Here is a 14,616-nt window from a genome sequence, read left to right as displayed (position 1 = left end):
GGCGGGGTCGTTCACCCACATTCGCGACACGGCGACCGAGCATGGTCAAGGCGGGTGGATGGCTTGGGCGCGCGCCGTCAGCACCGTCGCCAGGTGGGCCCGGTACTCCGACGACCCGTGCAGGTCGGTGGGCGGCTCCGTGCCCGCCGCGGCCTGCGCCGCGGCGGTCCGGAACGCGTCCTCCGACGCCGGCCCCCCTCTCACGGCGGTCTCCACCGCGCTCGCCCTGACCGGCGCGGGGCCCATGTTCGTCAGCGCGACGCGCGCCTCCTCGATGCCGTCACCGTTGCGGTGGACGGCGCACGCCACCGCGACGATCGCCCATGCCTGCGCGGTCCGGTGGAACTTCTCGTAGTGCACGCCCCAGCCCGCACCCAGTTTCGGCACGCGCACGCCCACGAGCAGCTCGTCCGGCTCCATCGCCGACGTCATCCAGTCGACGAAGAACTCCGACGCGGGGATCTCCCTCTCGCCGCGCGAGGACCGGACGAGGAACACCGCGTCCAGCGCGAGCGCCACGGCGGGCAGGTCGCCCGCCGGGTCCGCGTGGGCGAGCGACCCGCCGAAGGTGCCGCGGTGCCGGACCGCCGGGTCGGCGACGGTCTCCGTCGCCTGCACGATCAGCGGGACGTGCTCGCGCACCAGCGGATCGCGGATCACCTGATGGTGCGTCGCCATGGCGCCGATGAACAGCGAGTCCCCCTCGTCGCGGATCTCCCGGAGCGCGCCGAGCCGGCCCAGGTCGATCAGCGCGTCGGGGTAGGCGAGCCGCAGCCGCAGCAGCGGCATCAGGCTCTGCCCTCCCGCCAGCACCTTGGCGTCCTCGCCCGCGTCGGCCAGCACCTGGACGGCGTCGTCCACCGACGCGGGACGGACGTAGTCGAACGTCGCGGGTATCACTGGTCACCTCCGGCCGAGCCGAGTCCGCCGCCCGCGCCCGGTTCCGCGGCCGCCGGCTTCTCCTCCGCGCGCATCGCGCGCCACACGCGTTCCGGCGTGCACGGCATCCGCACGTCGTGCACCCCGTAGGGGCGCAGCGCGTCCACGATCGCGTTGACGACCGCGGGGGTCGAGGCGATCGTTCCGGCCTCGCCGACGCCCTTCACCCCCATCGGGTTGGACGTCGCGGGCGTCTCGGTGCGGTCCGTCGTGAACGTCGGAAGGTCCGCGGCGGACGGGACCAGGTAGTCGGCCATCGTGGTCGTCGTCAGGTTGCCGTCCGCGTCGTACACGGCCTCCTCGTAGAGCGCCTGGGCGATGCCCTGCGCGAGCCCGCCGTGGACCTGCCCCTCCACGATGAGCGGATTCACGACCTTGCCCACGTCGTCCACCGCCACGTACTTGCGGAGCTTCACCATCCCGGTCTCGGTGTCGACCTCGGCCGCGCACAGGTGCGTGCCGTGCGGGAAGGAGAAGTTCTCCGGGTCGAACGTGGCGTCGGAGTCCAGAGACGGTTCGATGCCGTCCGGCAGGTCGTGCGCGGCGAACGCGGCCAGCGCCACCTCCTGGATCGTCCTGCCCTCCTCCTGGACGCCGCGGACGCTGAACCGCCCACCGGAGAACTCCAGATCCTGCTCGGACGCCTCCAGCAGATGCGCGGCCACCTTGCGGGCCTTGTCCACCACCTTCTCGCAGGCGGAGAACAGCGCGACCCCTCCCACGGCCAGGGAACGGGACCCGTAGGTGTCCATTCCCTTGGGCGAGATGGCGGTGTCGCCGTGCAGGACCTTCACGTCCTCGAACGGCACGCCGAGCCGGTCGGCGGTGATCTGCGCCCACGCCGTCGCGTGGCCCTGCCCGTGCGGGGACGAGCCGGTGACCACCTCGACCTTGCCGGACGGCAGCACCCGCACCGACGCGTGCTCCCAGCCGCCGGCACCGTACGACAGCGACCCGAGGACCCGGGACGGGGCGAGACCGCACATCTCCGTGAACGTCGAGACCCCGATGCCCAGCTGCACCGGATCGCGCCGTTCCCGCCTGTCCGCCTGCTCCGCACGGAGCTTGTCGTACTCGAACAGCTCCAGCGCCTTGTCGGTCGCCGCCTCGTAGTTGCCCGTGTCGTACGTGAGGCCCGCGATCGTCTCGTACGGGAACTCCTCGTGCGCGATCCAGTTGCGGCGCCGTACCTCGATGGGGTCGATGCCCAGTTCGTGGGCCAGCTCGTCCATCATCCGCTCGATGCCGAAGGTGGCCTCCGGGCGGCCCGCACCCCGGTAGGCGTCCGTGGGCGTCTTGGTGGTGAAGACCCCCGTGCAGGTGAACGACAGCGCGTCCATCTTGTAGATGCCGTTGAACATGAACGCGCCCAGCAGCGGGATGCCGGGGGTGACCAGCATCAGGTACGCGCCCATGTCGGCCAGCAGTTCGACCTTCAGGCCGCGGATCCGGCCGTCGCGCTCGGCGGCGAGCGTGAGCCGCTGGATCTGGTCGCGGCCGTGGTGGACGGTCATGTTGCCCTCGCTGCGGGTCTCCGTCCACTTGACCGGACGGCCCAGCCTGCGGGCGAGCAGGAGCGCGAGGACCTCCTCCCCGTACACCTGCAGCTTGGAGCCGAAGCCGCCGCCGACGTCCGGCGCGACGACCCGGATCCGGTGCTCGGGGATCTCGGTGACCGTGGCCAGCATCAACCGCAGGATGTGCGGGATCTGCGTGGCCGAGTACAGCGTGAACTCGTCCCCCTCGGGGACGCACAGCACCGACCGCGGCTCCATGGCCGTCGGGATGAGCCTCTGCTGGACGAAGCGGCGCTCCAGCACGACCGGCGCGTCCCGCATCGCCGCGTCGAGATCCCCGTTCTCGAACACCCACGTGTAGGACTTGTTCGTGCCCAGGTCCTCGTGCACCAGATCGGCGCCGTCGGCTAGGGCCGCCTCCATGTCCACGACGGCGGACAGCGGCTCGTAGTCGACGTCTATCTCCTCCAGGGCGTCGATGGCCGCGGCCTTGTCGCGGGCCACGACGCATGCGACGGGCTCGCCGACGTAGCGGACCTCGTCCACCGCCATGGGCGGGTGGGCCGGATGCTTCATGTCCTCGGTCACGACCCACGCGCAGGGCAGCGAACCCTGTTCCGCGGCGAAATCCCGGCCGCTGAACACGGCGACGACGCCGGGACGCTCCTTCGCGGGCGCGGTGTCGACCCCGGTGATCCGGGCGTGCGCGAACGGGCTGCGCAGGAACGCCACGTGCAGCGTCCCCGCCGGGGTCATGTTGTCGGTCCACCGCGTCCGGCCCGTGATGAGCCGCGCGTCCTCCGACCGTTTGCGCGGGGAGCCGACCTCCTGCACGGTCACGGCGTCACCTCCTGCCGGCCGGGCTCGCGCATGTCGCTCGCCGCCCGCCGCACGGCCTTGACGATGTTCTGGTAACCGGTGCACCTGCACAGGTTCCCTTCGAGCCCCTCCCGCACCTCGTCCTCGGACGGGTCGGGATTCTCCCTCAGCAGGTCGAGCGACGCCATGATCATGCCGGGCGTGCAGTAGCCGCACTGCAGCGCGTGCTCCTCGTGGAAGGCCCGCTGCATCGGGTGCGTCTCGCCGTCGACGCCGAGCCCCTCGACGGTCGTCACGTCATGGCCGTCCGCCTGGACGGCGAGCACGGAGCAGCTCTTCACGCTCATCCCGTCCATCAGGACGGTGCAGGCTCCGCAGTTGCTGGTGTCGCACCCGACCGGGGTCCCGACCTTTCCCAGCCGTTCGCGCAGATATTGGACGAGAAGGAGGCGCGGCTCGACGTCGTCTTCGTACGTCGCTCCGTCGACCTCCACACGGATACGTGGCATGCGGTTTCTCCCAGGGACGTCTCGGGGTGGACAGCGAGAGAGACGTCCCTGGGAGGAGCGCGCTGATCCGGCCACGTCATCGGGGCCACCTCCGTGGAAGGCGACCCTCCGAACCTATGCCGGGGTTGAATGCCGTACTAGTCCCCGGCGTCGCTTATTTACCGACGTCTGGGGTTCTCATGGCCGCTAGTGCACGCGGAGCAGAACCGGCCAGGTCTTCGGCCCGACGACCCCGTCGTCGTCGACGCCGCCCCACCGCTGCACGGCCTTCACGGCCTTCTCGGTCTCGTCGTCGAACTTGCCGGTCATGCTCACCTCGGGGTGGCTGCGCGCCAGCAGCAGCCCCTGCAGGGTCTCCACGTGCTCGCCGGAGTCGCCCTTGTTCAGCTGCGGCAGCTTCTTCACCATGTCCTCCGTCCAGTTGCCCCCGCCGTAGGCGGGCCGTCCATAACCAGCGATGACACTGGAGTCCCTGACGCGGCGCCTCACCGAGTCGCTCGTGTTGCCCTCGATCGTCTGCAGCCGCCCGCCGCCGAGGACCTTCTCGACGACGCCGACATGGTCGATCGCGCCGATGCTGTTGGTGGCGCCCCAGTCGAAGAACACGATGTCGCCGGGCTTGGCCTGGTTGACGCTCGCGGTGGTCCCGCTGTGCCAGCGCCCGGCCTTCTGGAAGTCCTGCGCGTGCCACACGGTGTAGGCGCGGTCCCCGCCGGGCAGGACGGCGCCCGCGTTGCCGCTGTGCCGCGCCCAGTAGGTGATGGCCATGTCGCACCAGGACGCCTTGAGGAACTCGCTTCCGTGCCTGGAGGCGTACTCCCGGGTGATGGTGTTCGGGCGTCCCGCCATCCCGAGCGACTTGCGGGCCTCGGCGATCATTCCCGCGGCGCTCATGACGGGTCCTCCTCGGTCCCGTCCTGCTGGGTCTCGTCCAGGAGGGCCGCGCCCTGTCCGCGGAAGATGCCGTCGGCGTCGGGCTCGCCGTACAGCTCCCGGAGGATCTGCTCCTCGTCGGGTTCGGTGGCCCGGTGGACGTCGGGATTGACGTCCACCTCGTCCATGTGAGTCGCTTCCGCGGTGTCTGTTTCGGTCTGGGGGGTCACGTTGCTTCTCCGCAGCGTCGGAGTGTCCGATCGGTCGGGAGCCTGATCCGTTCCGTCAGCGGCTCCGGGCCGACCGTAATGGGAACAACCCCACTTTCTCCGGTTTTTGGGCGAAAACACGTGATTGCTGGATTTCTGCCGTTCACCAGCGACGACGGTCGATCGGCCGGAGCCATTCACGACCCGTCCCTCAGAAGCGGGAGGCCGCCCGGGCCTCGGCCGCGCGGACGCCGTTCGGGGCGGGCGCCACCGTTCTGAGCAGGGGATATTTGGCGTTTCCGGGGTAGGGGCCGCCTATGTTCTTCTTTTTCTCTTCCCGCCTGGGTTGCCTGGGGTCGCTGCTCGTGACCCTGGTGCTCACGTGGGTCGTTTACGTGTTCCTCAGCCGCTGAGCCGGCGGCGCGGGGCGAGGCCCGTCGAGGCGCCGCGAGGGCCCTCGCCGGGAAGATTCCGGTCGACTCCGAGTGATCAGCTTGACAAGCTTCGGTTACCGAGTGTCTCCTTGTGTGCGTGACGAAGCGCGTGCAGACCGACAGTCCCGTGGCCCTGGGCCGCGTGGCCAGCGCGCTGTGTCCTTCGTGTTGTCGCTGATCCCCCTTCCGGGTGATCGTCGCTCTCGCTGACGGTCCCCTTCCCAGCCGGCACACCTGCACGAAGGACTTCCCATGGACCTTTCCGTGGTTCCCGACCTCACCATGCGCGGCCAGGACGATCCGCACGGCCGCGCCACCGCCGTCCGTACCGCGACCGTCGGGCAGCTCGCCGCCCGCGTCGGCGACCTCGCCGGACGCCCCGGCGAGTGGTGGCGCCTCGTCCGGTTCGACGCCGCCGGGCCGGTGCACGTCCCGCTGGACGGCCGGACCTGGCTGACGACCTGGCCGCCCGGCCACGGCGGGACGATCCCCACCCGGGTCAGCACCCTGATCGCGGGCGAGCTGGCCGAGGTGACGATCACCGCGCGCGGCGTCACCGAGCGTCCGCTCCGGGCCAACCGGGTCCGCGTCCACGGCGGCCCGCCCGCGCTGACGAATCCGGGTCCGGCGTTCGCGGTCAGCCTGCACGCCGGTGCAGGACGTCCCTGGGACCTCCCGCCCACGTGACCACCAGCTCGCCCGAGCGCAGGGCGGCCCGCCCGTCGAGCCGGTCACGGGAGCCGTTCGCGCAGCTCAGCTTGATCCGGCCCTGCGCGTCCACGGTGCCGGTGCAGAAGCCCGGCGCGTTCAGCGCGGCGGCGCCCCGGTAGAGGAAGAGCGCCACGCGCCGCGAACCGGATCCCGCCGTCCAGGTGCCGTCCAGCGGCGACTTCTTCTCCGCGCCGGGCCGGACCCCGTTCAGCACCGGCGGCGTCGGACGAGCCGCCGGCGCGGCCGGTGAGGACCGCGCCGGCTCCGGCTCGCCCGCGTCGCTGCAGCCGGCCAGCGAGGCGGCGAGCAGCGCGGCGAGGGACAGGCACAGCGTGGCCACGGCCGGCCGCATGGGTCCTCCAGGGAAAGAGAGCGCGCGGCGGGCCCCGGGGGATTAGGCCCGCCGCGCGTGCACCGGGGGTCGGCGCGGGACGGCCCGGACCGCCCGGAGGTCCCACGCAAGATCCACACCAATAGAAACCCGTGGGTTTTTCACGTCAAGGGGGACGGGGGCCTCCGGCCGCTTCCGGTCAGCGGCCGGCCGGGGAGGGGGTGCGCCGGGCCCGGGGCGGCCAGGAACCCGTACGGCGCCGGTCAGGCCAGGTCAGCCGGGGTCGCCGGTCAGGTAGGGGGAGGCGGCCTCGCGGCCGACGAGGGGGAGCAGCGCGAAATAGGTGAGGGACGGCAGCAGCGACGGAAGCTCCTCCGCCTCGCCCGTCTCCATCTGGACGTGGATCGCGCTGTAGATGCCGCCCACGATCGCGTCCACCACCGGGGTCGGAACGGGAGCCAGGGACGGATCGGTGAAGAAGGCGCGGAACCGGGTGAGATTGTCGAGGCGCGCCTGCCTGACCTGCGGCCCCGCCGCGTTCACCTCCACCAGCGACGCCCGCGCGAACCGCGGTTCGCGGGCGAGGGCGGCGAGGAGCGCGCGAAGCGCCGCGTGGATGCCGTCCGGCCAGGACGGCGCGGCCTCGTAGGCCTCCGTCATCCGGCGGAGCAGGATGTCCATGCCGCGCTGGTAGGCGGCGAGGAAGCACGCGTCGAGGTCGGAGAAGTGCGCGTAGAACGTCTTCTTCGTGACGCCCGCGCCCTCGGTGACCCCGCTGATCGTCGTGTGCGCGAAGCCCCGCTCCGAGACGACGTGGACGAGCGCGTCGATCAGCCGCTCCCGCTGGATCCCGGCGACGGTCTCGGGGGAGAGGCCGTGGCGGCCCGGCTTGATGGCGCGGCGCGGGTCCAGCGCGGACCGGGATCCGGGCAGCGCCTCGGCGCACCCCGTCTCCGGTGTCCCGGCCTTCCCCGCCATCGGCCCTCGATCCGTCACCTGCCGTCGAGGTCACATTACTCGGCGTTCGCCGTCCGGGGGGAAGCCCCGGGCCGTGCGGCACGGGTCACAGCGGCGCCGCGGCGCCGGCGCGTCAGCGCAGGTGGCGGCGCCGCGAGCGGGTCAGCACCCGGACGGTTCCGACCAGCCCCAGGCCGATCAGCACGACCGGGACCATCGCCGTCACGGGCAGGACGTCCCCGTCCGTCAGGCCGTCCGCGAGGAACAGCCCCGCCAGTGCGAGGAAGAACAGCCCCGTCACGGGCCCCGCCGGATCGAACCGGAACCGCTTCTCGCCCGCCGCCTTCTTACCGGCCATCTCCCTGCCCGCCTTCACTCGCTGTGACCTGTCTCGCCGGAACCCGTCCCACGCGCGCGCGGGATCTCAGACACGGTGCACGTCCACGTCTCCGAGCTTGCCGCGGATCCGCAGGACGATCACCGGCGGGTTCGCGGCGTGCGCGACCTCCGGCTCCAGGGTCCGCACGACCCTGGCGGCGGGCCCGCTCGTCGTCCGGTGGTCGATCCGCACGTCGCCGAGGCCGATCCGCGCGTCCACCAGCACCCGGGCGGTGGGCGGCACCGTGACCTCCAGGCCGCCGAGCCCGACCTCGGCGTCGATCGTGACCCGCTGGCCGGCCGCGACCGGCAGCGCGGTGAGGTCGAGGTCGCCCTGCCCGACGCCCACCTTGTACACCCGGCCGATTTGGGAGGTGTCGGTCGGGCGCCAGTCGACCTCCCCGTACTCGGCGTTGCGCGGGACGTCGCCCGCGACCGCGGTGGTCAGCATGGCGAGGGTCAGGGCGGTCCCGGCCGCGGCGAGGCCGCCCGTCCGGAACCAGCCGCCGACGACGAGGCCGAGCCCGAGGACGGCGAGCGCGGGCGCCATGACGATCAGCCAGGAGTCCGGGGCGGGGTGGTCCTTGGCCACCGGGATCAGCGCCGCGCCGGCGCCCATGGCCGCGAGCAGCGTGATCGCCGCCACCGGCGACGTCCGGCCGCCGCAGCCTTCCTGGGCCGGCGCCGCGGGCGCGGTGCCGGGCGCGTCCGTCCACGCGGCCGAGTACGCGGCGAGATCGATCATGCCCTCGGGCAGCCCGCCCCGCCCGGAGGCTCCGGGCCCGCCGAGCGGCCCGTGCTCGCCGAGGGGGCCGGGCCCGCCGAGGGGGCCGGGCTCACCGGGAGGAACGTCCTTGTCGAGCGAGACGCCGCCGACGGACGCGGTCTCGGCCCGCGCCCACTTCGCGGCTGGCTCGGGCGTGTGCCCGGTGATCCGTTCGGGGACGGTCCGCGCCACGGAGATCAGGTCGACGCCCCGGGAGTGCGCGACCAGCAGCACCAGCCCGACCACCACCAGAGGCGCGATGGCGTCGGTGGGGACCCCGCCGAAGAGGCTGAACGCGACGCCCACGCACAGCAGCGCGCCGAGGATCGTCAGGACGGCCTGCCCGTCGAACCACCGCTTGAGCCACTGCTCGGCGAGCGACGACTCGCCCGGGCTCGCCGGCATCAGCAGCGCCGCCACGATGTAGAGGAAGATCCCCTGCCCGTGCGCGAGCGCGAGGACCGCCAACCCGACGCGGAACACGACCGGGTCGATGCCGGTGTAGCGGCCGAGCCCCGTGCACACGCCGGCGAGCACCTTCCGCTCGGCGTCCCGCGAGAGCCGCCGGTAACCGGCCGCGCCGCGGTCACCGGCGGCGGGCCCGTCGTCGGTGCGCCCGTGCAGGTCCTCGTTCTGGCCCTCTTTCTCGCCCATGACAGCCATGGTCGCCTGCCCCGCGCGGCGCGCGGTATCGGGGTCGTCCCTGATTCCGACCCTGAGACCGGCCCGGGGTGGTTCCCTGATGCGAAACATGTCCGGGCGTGTGACGATCGGTGACGTGGGAGAACCTGGGGAAGGACGGCGGTGAGCCAGGAGACGGCGGAACGGCCGGCGGCGCCGCCGGGACCGGCGGGCGCGAGCCCCCTCGGGCCGGCCCGGCTGGAACGGGCGGCCGAGGGGCGGCTCGTCGCCGGGGTGGGCCGGGGGCTGGCCGTGCACCTCGGCGTGGACGTGTTCCTCGTCCGAGGCGCCTTCGTCCTGCTCACGATGGCGAGCGGGCTCGGGTTCGCCGCCTATGCCGCGTTCTGGATCCTCCTCCCCGTCCGGGAGAGGTCCTCGGCCGAGGCGGCCGGGCGGCGGCGCGGCCGGGACTGGGGGCAGCTGCTCGCCTACGCGGCCGTGGCGTTCGGGCTGGCGGCGCTGCCGTGGGGCGCGGCCGGGGTCGTCCGGTGGGCGCTGTGGCCGTTCATCGTCGGCGGCGTCGGCGCCGCGATCCTGTGGCAGCAGGCCGACCGCGACCAGCGGCAGCGCTGGACGCTGCCGCTGCGCCAGAGGTGGCTGCGCAGCCTGCTCGGCCTGCTCCTCGTCGTCGGCGGCATCGGCGGTTTCGTGGCGCAGAAGGTGGAGGCCGACCAGGCGCGGTCCGTCCTCATCGCCATGCTGATCATCCTGACCGGGGTCGCGGTGATCGTGACGCCGTGGGTCGTGCGGCTCTGGCAGGACCTCGACGCCGAACGGCACGAGCGGATCCGGTCCCAGGAGCGCGCGGAGCTGGCCGCCCACATCCACGACTCGGTGCTGCACACGCTGACCCTCATCCAGCGGAACGCGCACGACACCCGCGAGGTGCAGCGGCTCGCCCGGTCCCAGGAGCGGACGCTGCGGAGCTGGCTCTACCAGCCGCGCGCCGACCCCGACCAGACGTTCGCCGCCGCGATCCGGGAGGCGGCCGGAGAAGTCGAGGACGACCACAACGTCCCGATCGAGGTCGTCTGCGTGGGCGACACGGCGCTGGACGACCGGCTCGGCGCCGCGCTGCAGGCCGCGCGGGAGGCGATGGTGAACGCCGCCAAGTACGCCGAGGCGCCCTCGGTGTCGGTGTACGCGGAGGTGGAGGGCGACGAGATCGCCATCTTCGTCCGCGACCGGGGCAAGGGATTCGTTCTCGACCAGGTCCCGGAGGACCGGATGGGCGTCCGAGGGTCCATCATCGGACGTATGGAGCGCAACGGCGGCAAGGCCACCGTCCGCACCGCGCCGGGCGAGGGCACCGAGGTGCGCCTGGAGATCAGGAAGTCGTGAGCGCGGCCGCCGGGGCGGCAGCGCGGGGTGAGGTGGAGCGGGACGTGGGCATGAGCGGGTCGTTGAAGAGGGTCGTGCTGGTCGACGACCACCAGATGTTCCGGACCGGCGTGAAGGCGGAGCTGGGCGGGGGCGTCGAGATCGTCGGGGAGGCCGGCGACGTCGACGAGGCGGTCGCGGTGATCCGGGAGACGCGGCCGGACGTGGTCCTGCTGGACGTCCACCTGCCCGGCGGCGGGGGCATCGAGGTGCTGCGGCGGCTGCACGGCGCCGTCTCGTCCAAGTTCCTCGCGCTGTCGGTGTCGGACGCGGCGGAGGACGTCATCGGCGTCGTGCGCGGCGGAGCCCGCGGCTACGTGACCAAGACGATCTCCGGACCCGAGCTGACGGACGCGATCGGCCGGGTCGCCGACGGGGACGCCGTGTTCTCGCCGCGGCTCGCCGGATTCGTCCTGGACGCGTTCGCCGCCACGGACGCCCCGTCCGTGGACCCTGAGCTGGACCAGATCACCCAGCGGGAGCGCGACGTGCTGCGGCTGATCGCGCGCGGCTACGCCTACAAGGAGATCGCCAAGGAGCTGTTCATCTCGGTGAAGACGGTGGAGACGCACGTCAGCAGCGTCCTGCGGAAACTCCAGCTGTCGAACCGGCACGAGCTGTCGCGCTGGGCCGCCGCCCGCCGCCTCGTCTAGAGGGGGAACACCCTGCCCGGGCGGGCCGGGAAGTAAACGTTTTCACTGCGGTTGTGAGCGAATCGTAATCCCCGGTTGCCGCGCATCATGATCACGAACACCCTCCGGTGTGGAACAGTCGCTCGTCATGACCTATCCACCACCCGGGCCCGCGCAGCCGGGCCCGCAGGCCCCCTATCCGCCCCAGCCCCCGCCCCCGCCGATGCCGGGCGACCACGGTCCCGGCTCCCCGTACGGATCCGACTCCGACAAGACCAACGGGCTGGCGATCGCCGCCTTCGTGACCGGCCTCCTCGGATGCCTCGGCGTCGTCGGCCTCGTCCTCGGCGCCGTCGCGCTCAGCCAGATCGCGAAGAAGGGCGGCAAGGGCCGCGGCCTCGCGATCGCCGGGATCGTCCTGTCCTGCCTGTGGCTCGTGGGCGGCATCGCCGCCTTCGCGCTCAGCGGAGACGGCTCGTCCGACGACGCCGGGGCCGCGCCCAAGGTGACCCCGACCAAGCCCAAGGAGGTCGACGCCGAGAAGATGAAGCTCGGCGACTGCATCAACGACAACTCGGGCGCCACCAGCACCGCGACCGAGGCGCCGGTCGAGGTGGAGAGCGTCAAGATCGTGCCCTGCACGGGGCCGCACGACGGCGAGGTGACGGCCGTCTTCCGGCTGAAGGGCTACGTCATGCCGCCCGAGGCGCGGCTCCAGCAGCTCGCCCTGACCGGGTGCAAGCTCCGCACGCAGGCGCGGATCAACCGCGACCCGGCCGCGCGGGGCATCGCGAACTCCTACTACTACCCGACCGCCGACTCGTGGAAGTCCGGCGACCGCACCGTCACCTGCGTCGCCGTGGCCGCCGCCGACGGCAAGAAGCTCTCGCGACCTCTGCACCGCTGACGTTCCCGGCGTACGCTGGGCGGCCGGCCCGCCGCCCGGTCCGGAACCGCGGCTCCCCCGGTTCCGCGCCAGCCTCTTTCCGTACCGGTTTCTCCGGACCAGAGGCCTTCCCTCCGCGCGAACCCCCTCACGCTCCCGACCCGCGCAAGCCGTCGACCACCATGTCGGCGACGTGTTCGACGGTGGACACTCCCGTCTCCATCGTCGGGTTGCCCCCGCTGCACACCGCGATGACGAAGTCGTGGCCGGGCCCGCTGACGCGGCCGATGCTGTTGATCGACCAGCCGTGCCCCTGGAAGCGGAGCGGCACCCAGCCGTTCTTCAGCGCCACCCGCTCTCCCGGACGCGCCGCCGCGCTGACGCCCCACGCCTGCTCGTCCAGCACGGACCCCATCAGACCGAGGACGTACCGGCGCCCGCGCGCCTCCAACGGGCTCTCGTCCGACGCCAGGTTCGTCAGGAGGCGCACCTGGTCGGCCGGGCTCGTCCAGGACGACCCCCATGAGGTGGGGAACGGCTTCGTGTCCTTCAGCCCGAAGGCCAGGTTCGTCCTCGCGACTCCGGGGCCGCGACCGGCCGCGGAGTACAGGGCGTCCGCCGCCGCGTTGTCGCTCTCCCTGATCATCGTTCGGGCCAGCGCCCGCTCCGTGCCGCTCAGCCCTCGCCCGCCGGCCTGCCGCTGCAGCAGGAGGCTCGCCAGGATGTCGACCTTCATGATGCTGGCGGAGACGAACCGCCCGTCCTGGTTCTCGCCGAACGACGCCCCCGTCCTGAGGTCCTTCACCATCACCCCGGCCCTGCCCGGACGGTTCCTGACATAGGCGCGCACCGCCTGGCGGAGCGCCCCCGAGTCGAATGGGCGACTCGCCAGCCGGACCGTGGACACGTCCCGCCCCGCCGATGAGGACTCGCCCGCGTTCGCGACGACACGGCCCCCGTGCGGCGCCCCGTCCGCCATGAACCAGTAGGCGGCCGAACCCGCCCCGCCACCCGCCAAGAGAGCGAGCGCAACCAACTGACGCCGCATCGATTCCCCCGAAACTCATGCGACCCAACCAAAAATGAACGCGTGGCCTACCGGCTGCGTGTGAGCCCTCCAGCCGTGCGCGACTCATCGGCCGCGCACGAGTTCTTGGTCGTGCGTGGCCGGACGGGCTCTACGTGGCTCTTCAGGGGCAGGCGCTCGCGGGCGCGGGTCCCCGTGGGCAGGTGTCGCCCCGGGGTGCGCGCCTGGGTGGCGTGTGGGCCTAGAGGGCGCCTGGCAGGCGGGCTGGGCAGCCCGGCTCGCAGCGCTCGGAATGCCGCGCCAACCGGCGCGCGTACGCGTCGAGGCGGCGGCGCAGGACGGCGCTGGTGAGCGGTCCGGTGCCCGGGAAGCCGTCCACCTCGCCGCGCCAGCGGATCAGCGTGCCCGCGAAGTGCGGCTCCAGCGTGATGTCGGCGCGAAGGCGCCGCTCCGGGTGGCCGGCCAGCGCGATGTAGCCGTAGTGCCGCGGCGGGTCCCAGGCCACGACCTCCTCCCGCCACGACCGGACGTACCGGACGGCGCCGAGCCCGTTCGGGTGCTCCTCACCGGCGGACTCCCGCCGCACCCTGGTCCAGAAACCGCCCCACTCGTCCCATGCCTCCGGCACGCAGACGTGCTTGAAGATCACCTCAGGCGCGGCGGCGGATGTGGCGGTGGCCTCGATCTCACGCGGCATGACGACCCCCCGAGTTCTGTCACATGGGGGTACATGCCCGCTCGGAGGCTGATTACGGCTTGTAAGAGACTGTATTTGCTAAGTGACCGAGACTTGAGTGACCTGACCGCTTCGGTGAGCCTTTGCGAGGGCGGCGCATTACCCGGGGGTCGCGTTCCCCGGGAGTCGTGGCGGGGCTCAGGCGGTGTCGACGACCTGGAACGACTCGGCGAGACGTCCCTCGGGCAGCCCCGCGGCGGCGGCGTTGGCCGCGAGCCAGCCGCGCAGCATCTCCGGCAGGCCGTCCCCCATGTGGGCGGTCTGGCTCGCGTGGGCCCGCAGCGCGTTCACCTTCCGGTCGAACTGGTCGGTGATGTCGACGTAGTGGTTCACCACGGGGCCGCCGGACAGCCACACCTCCCGCGCCGTCCACGCCTCCAGGCCCTCGTCGGCGAGCAGCTCCGGATAGGCGTAGGGGTTGCGGGCGTCGGGGTAGACGGCGTCGAGCGCGGCCGCGCCGACGGCCCGGTGGTCGGGGTGGCTGGGGTAGATCCGCTCGTAGTTGCGCTCGGGGCTCGGCATCAGCACCCGGTCCGGGCGCACCTGCCGGATCACGCGCGCGATGTCGCGGCGCAGGCCGAAGCCCACCTCGACCCGCCCGTCCGGGTAGCCGAGGAACCGGACGTCGCCGACCCCGACGCACTTGGCCGCGGCGCGCTGCTCCTCGCGGCGCAGGGCGGCCATCTCCTCGCGGGTGACGCCGTCGTCGAAGCCTCCCGCGTCGCCGTCGGTGATCATGAGGTAGACGACCTCGATCCCGCGGTCCGTCCAGTGCGCCACCGTCCCGGCCGCGCCGAAGTCGACGTCGTCGGGGTGCGCCATCACGGCCAG

Annotated in this window: 16 protein-coding genes; 4 read left to right on the top strand and 12 right to left on the bottom strand. The window is 72.6% G+C overall.

Annotation, left to right across the window (positions count from 1 at the left end; genetic code table 11):
• Positions 1-45: 45 nt before the first annotated feature.
• The 5 genes from ABWI04_RS25425 to ABWI04_RS25405 form a co-directional block, all read right to left on the bottom strand.
• On the bottom strand, positions 46-900 hold the full coding sequence (locus tag ABWI04_RS25425) for an FAD binding domain-containing protein (RefSeq protein WP_353834011.1): 855 nt from the start codon (positions 898-900) through the stop codon (positions 46-48).
• Complete coding sequence (locus ABWI04_RS25420; protein ID WP_345176578.1) at positions 897-3,296, bottom strand: xanthine dehydrogenase family protein molybdopterin-binding subunit; 2,400 nt, start codon at positions 3,294-3,296, stop codon at positions 897-899. Before ABWI04_RS25420 ends, ABWI04_RS25425 begins: the two co-directional genes overlap by 4 nt.
• Entirely contained in the window at positions 3,293-3,784 is a 492-nt protein-coding gene (locus ABWI04_RS25415; RefSeq protein WP_345176581.1) for a (2Fe-2S)-binding protein, read from the bottom strand. The genes ABWI04_RS25420 and ABWI04_RS25415 overlap by 4 nt, the downstream gene beginning before the upstream one ends.
• 186 nt (positions 3,785-3,970) lie before the next feature.
• The gene (locus ABWI04_RS25410) at positions 3,971-4,678 is read right to left on the bottom strand and encodes a peptidoglycan-binding protein (protein WP_345176582.1); all 708 of its coding nucleotides are present in this window, start codon (positions 4,676-4,678) and stop codon (positions 3,971-3,973) included.
• Positions 4,675-4,845 (bottom strand): hypothetical protein, encoded by a 171-nt coding sequence (locus ABWI04_RS25405; RefSeq protein WP_353834010.1) that lies wholly within the window; start codon positions 4,843-4,845, stop codon positions 4,675-4,677. Before ABWI04_RS25405 ends, ABWI04_RS25410 begins: the two co-directional genes overlap by 4 nt.
• 707 nt (positions 4,846-5,552) lie before the next feature.
• On the opposite strand from ABWI04_RS25405, the gene ABWI04_RS25400 reads away from it, so the two are divergent.
• Positions 5,553-5,987 carry a cysteine dioxygenase gene (locus tag ABWI04_RS25400; protein WP_353834009.1) on the top strand — a complete coding sequence of 145 codons (435 nt, stop codon included), beginning with the start codon at positions 5,553-5,555 and terminating at the stop codon, positions 5,985-5,987.
• Here the strand turns inward: ABWI04_RS25400 and ABWI04_RS25395 are convergent.
• The 4 genes from ABWI04_RS25395 to ABWI04_RS25380 all read right to left on the bottom strand — a co-directional run bounded on the left by ABWI04_RS25395 (position 5,938) and on the right by ABWI04_RS25380 (position 9,097).
• A complete protein-coding gene (locus tag ABWI04_RS25395; RefSeq protein WP_353834008.1) occupies positions 5,938-6,363 on the bottom strand; it encodes a hypothetical protein in 426 nt (141 codons plus the stop codon). The genes ABWI04_RS25400 and ABWI04_RS25395 overlap by 50 nt on opposite strands.
• A gap of 252 nt (positions 6,364-6,615) precedes the next feature.
• On the bottom strand, positions 6,616-7,320 hold the full coding sequence (locus ABWI04_RS25390) for a TetR/AcrR family transcriptional regulator (RefSeq protein ID WP_345176591.1): 705 nt from the start codon (positions 7,318-7,320) through the stop codon (positions 6,616-6,618).
• Between the two features lie 112 nt (positions 7,321-7,432).
• Positions 7,433-7,657 (bottom strand): hypothetical protein, encoded by a 225-nt coding sequence (locus ABWI04_RS25385; protein WP_345176594.1) that lies wholly within the window; start codon positions 7,655-7,657, stop codon positions 7,433-7,435.
• Positions 7,658-7,723: 66 nt separating this feature from the next.
• A complete protein-coding gene (locus tag ABWI04_RS25380; RefSeq protein ID WP_353834007.1) occupies positions 7,724-9,097 on the bottom strand; it encodes a PspC domain-containing protein in 1,374 nt (457 codons plus the stop codon).
• A gap of 150 nt (positions 9,098-9,247) precedes the next feature.
• On the opposite strand from ABWI04_RS25380, the gene ABWI04_RS25375 reads away from it, so the two are divergent.
• From ABWI04_RS25375 to ABWI04_RS25365, 3 genes are all read left to right on the top strand, one after another.
• Complete coding sequence (locus ABWI04_RS25375; RefSeq protein WP_502913159.1) at positions 9,248-10,465, top strand: ATP-binding protein; 1,218 nt, start codon at positions 9,248-9,250, stop codon at positions 10,463-10,465.
• 50 nt (positions 10,466-10,515) lie between these two features.
• Entirely contained in the window at positions 10,516-11,157 is a 642-nt protein-coding gene (locus tag ABWI04_RS25370) for a response regulator (RefSeq protein WP_353834006.1), read from the top strand.
• Between the two features lie 127 nt (positions 11,158-11,284).
• Positions 11,285-12,043 (top strand): DUF4190 domain-containing protein, encoded by a 759-nt coding sequence (locus tag ABWI04_RS25365; RefSeq protein ID WP_353834005.1) that lies wholly within the window; start codon positions 11,285-11,287, stop codon positions 12,041-12,043.
• 127 nt (positions 12,044-12,170) lie between these two features.
• Here ABWI04_RS25365 and ABWI04_RS25360 read toward each other — a convergent pair whose 3' ends face one another.
• The 3 genes from ABWI04_RS25360 to ABWI04_RS25350 all read right to left on the bottom strand — a co-directional run bounded on the left by ABWI04_RS25360 (position 12,171) and on the right by ABWI04_RS25350 (position 14,607).
• Complete coding sequence (locus ABWI04_RS25360; RefSeq protein WP_353834004.1) at positions 12,171-13,040, bottom strand: serine hydrolase; 870 nt, start codon at positions 13,038-13,040, stop codon at positions 12,171-12,173.
• Positions 13,041-13,290: 250 nt separating this feature from the next.
• Positions 13,291-13,746, bottom strand: a complete 456-nt coding sequence (locus ABWI04_RS25355; protein WP_345176603.1) for an SRPBCC family protein — start codon at positions 13,744-13,746, stop codon at positions 13,291-13,293.
• A 177-nt stretch (positions 13,747-13,923) separates the two neighbouring features.
• The gene (locus ABWI04_RS25350; RefSeq protein ID WP_345176836.1) at positions 13,924-14,607 is read right to left on the bottom strand and encodes a PIG-L deacetylase family protein; all 684 of its coding nucleotides are present in this window, start codon (positions 14,605-14,607) and stop codon (positions 13,924-13,926) included.
• Positions 14,608-14,616 lie beyond the last annotated feature (9 nt).

Source organism: Actinomadura sp. NPDC000929 (assembly GCF_040492065.1).
GTDB lineage: Bacteria > Actinomycetota > Actinomycetes > Streptosporangiales > Streptosporangiaceae > Spirillospora > Spirillospora verrucosospora.
This window is presented reverse-complemented; position numbering and strand designations above follow the sequence as displayed.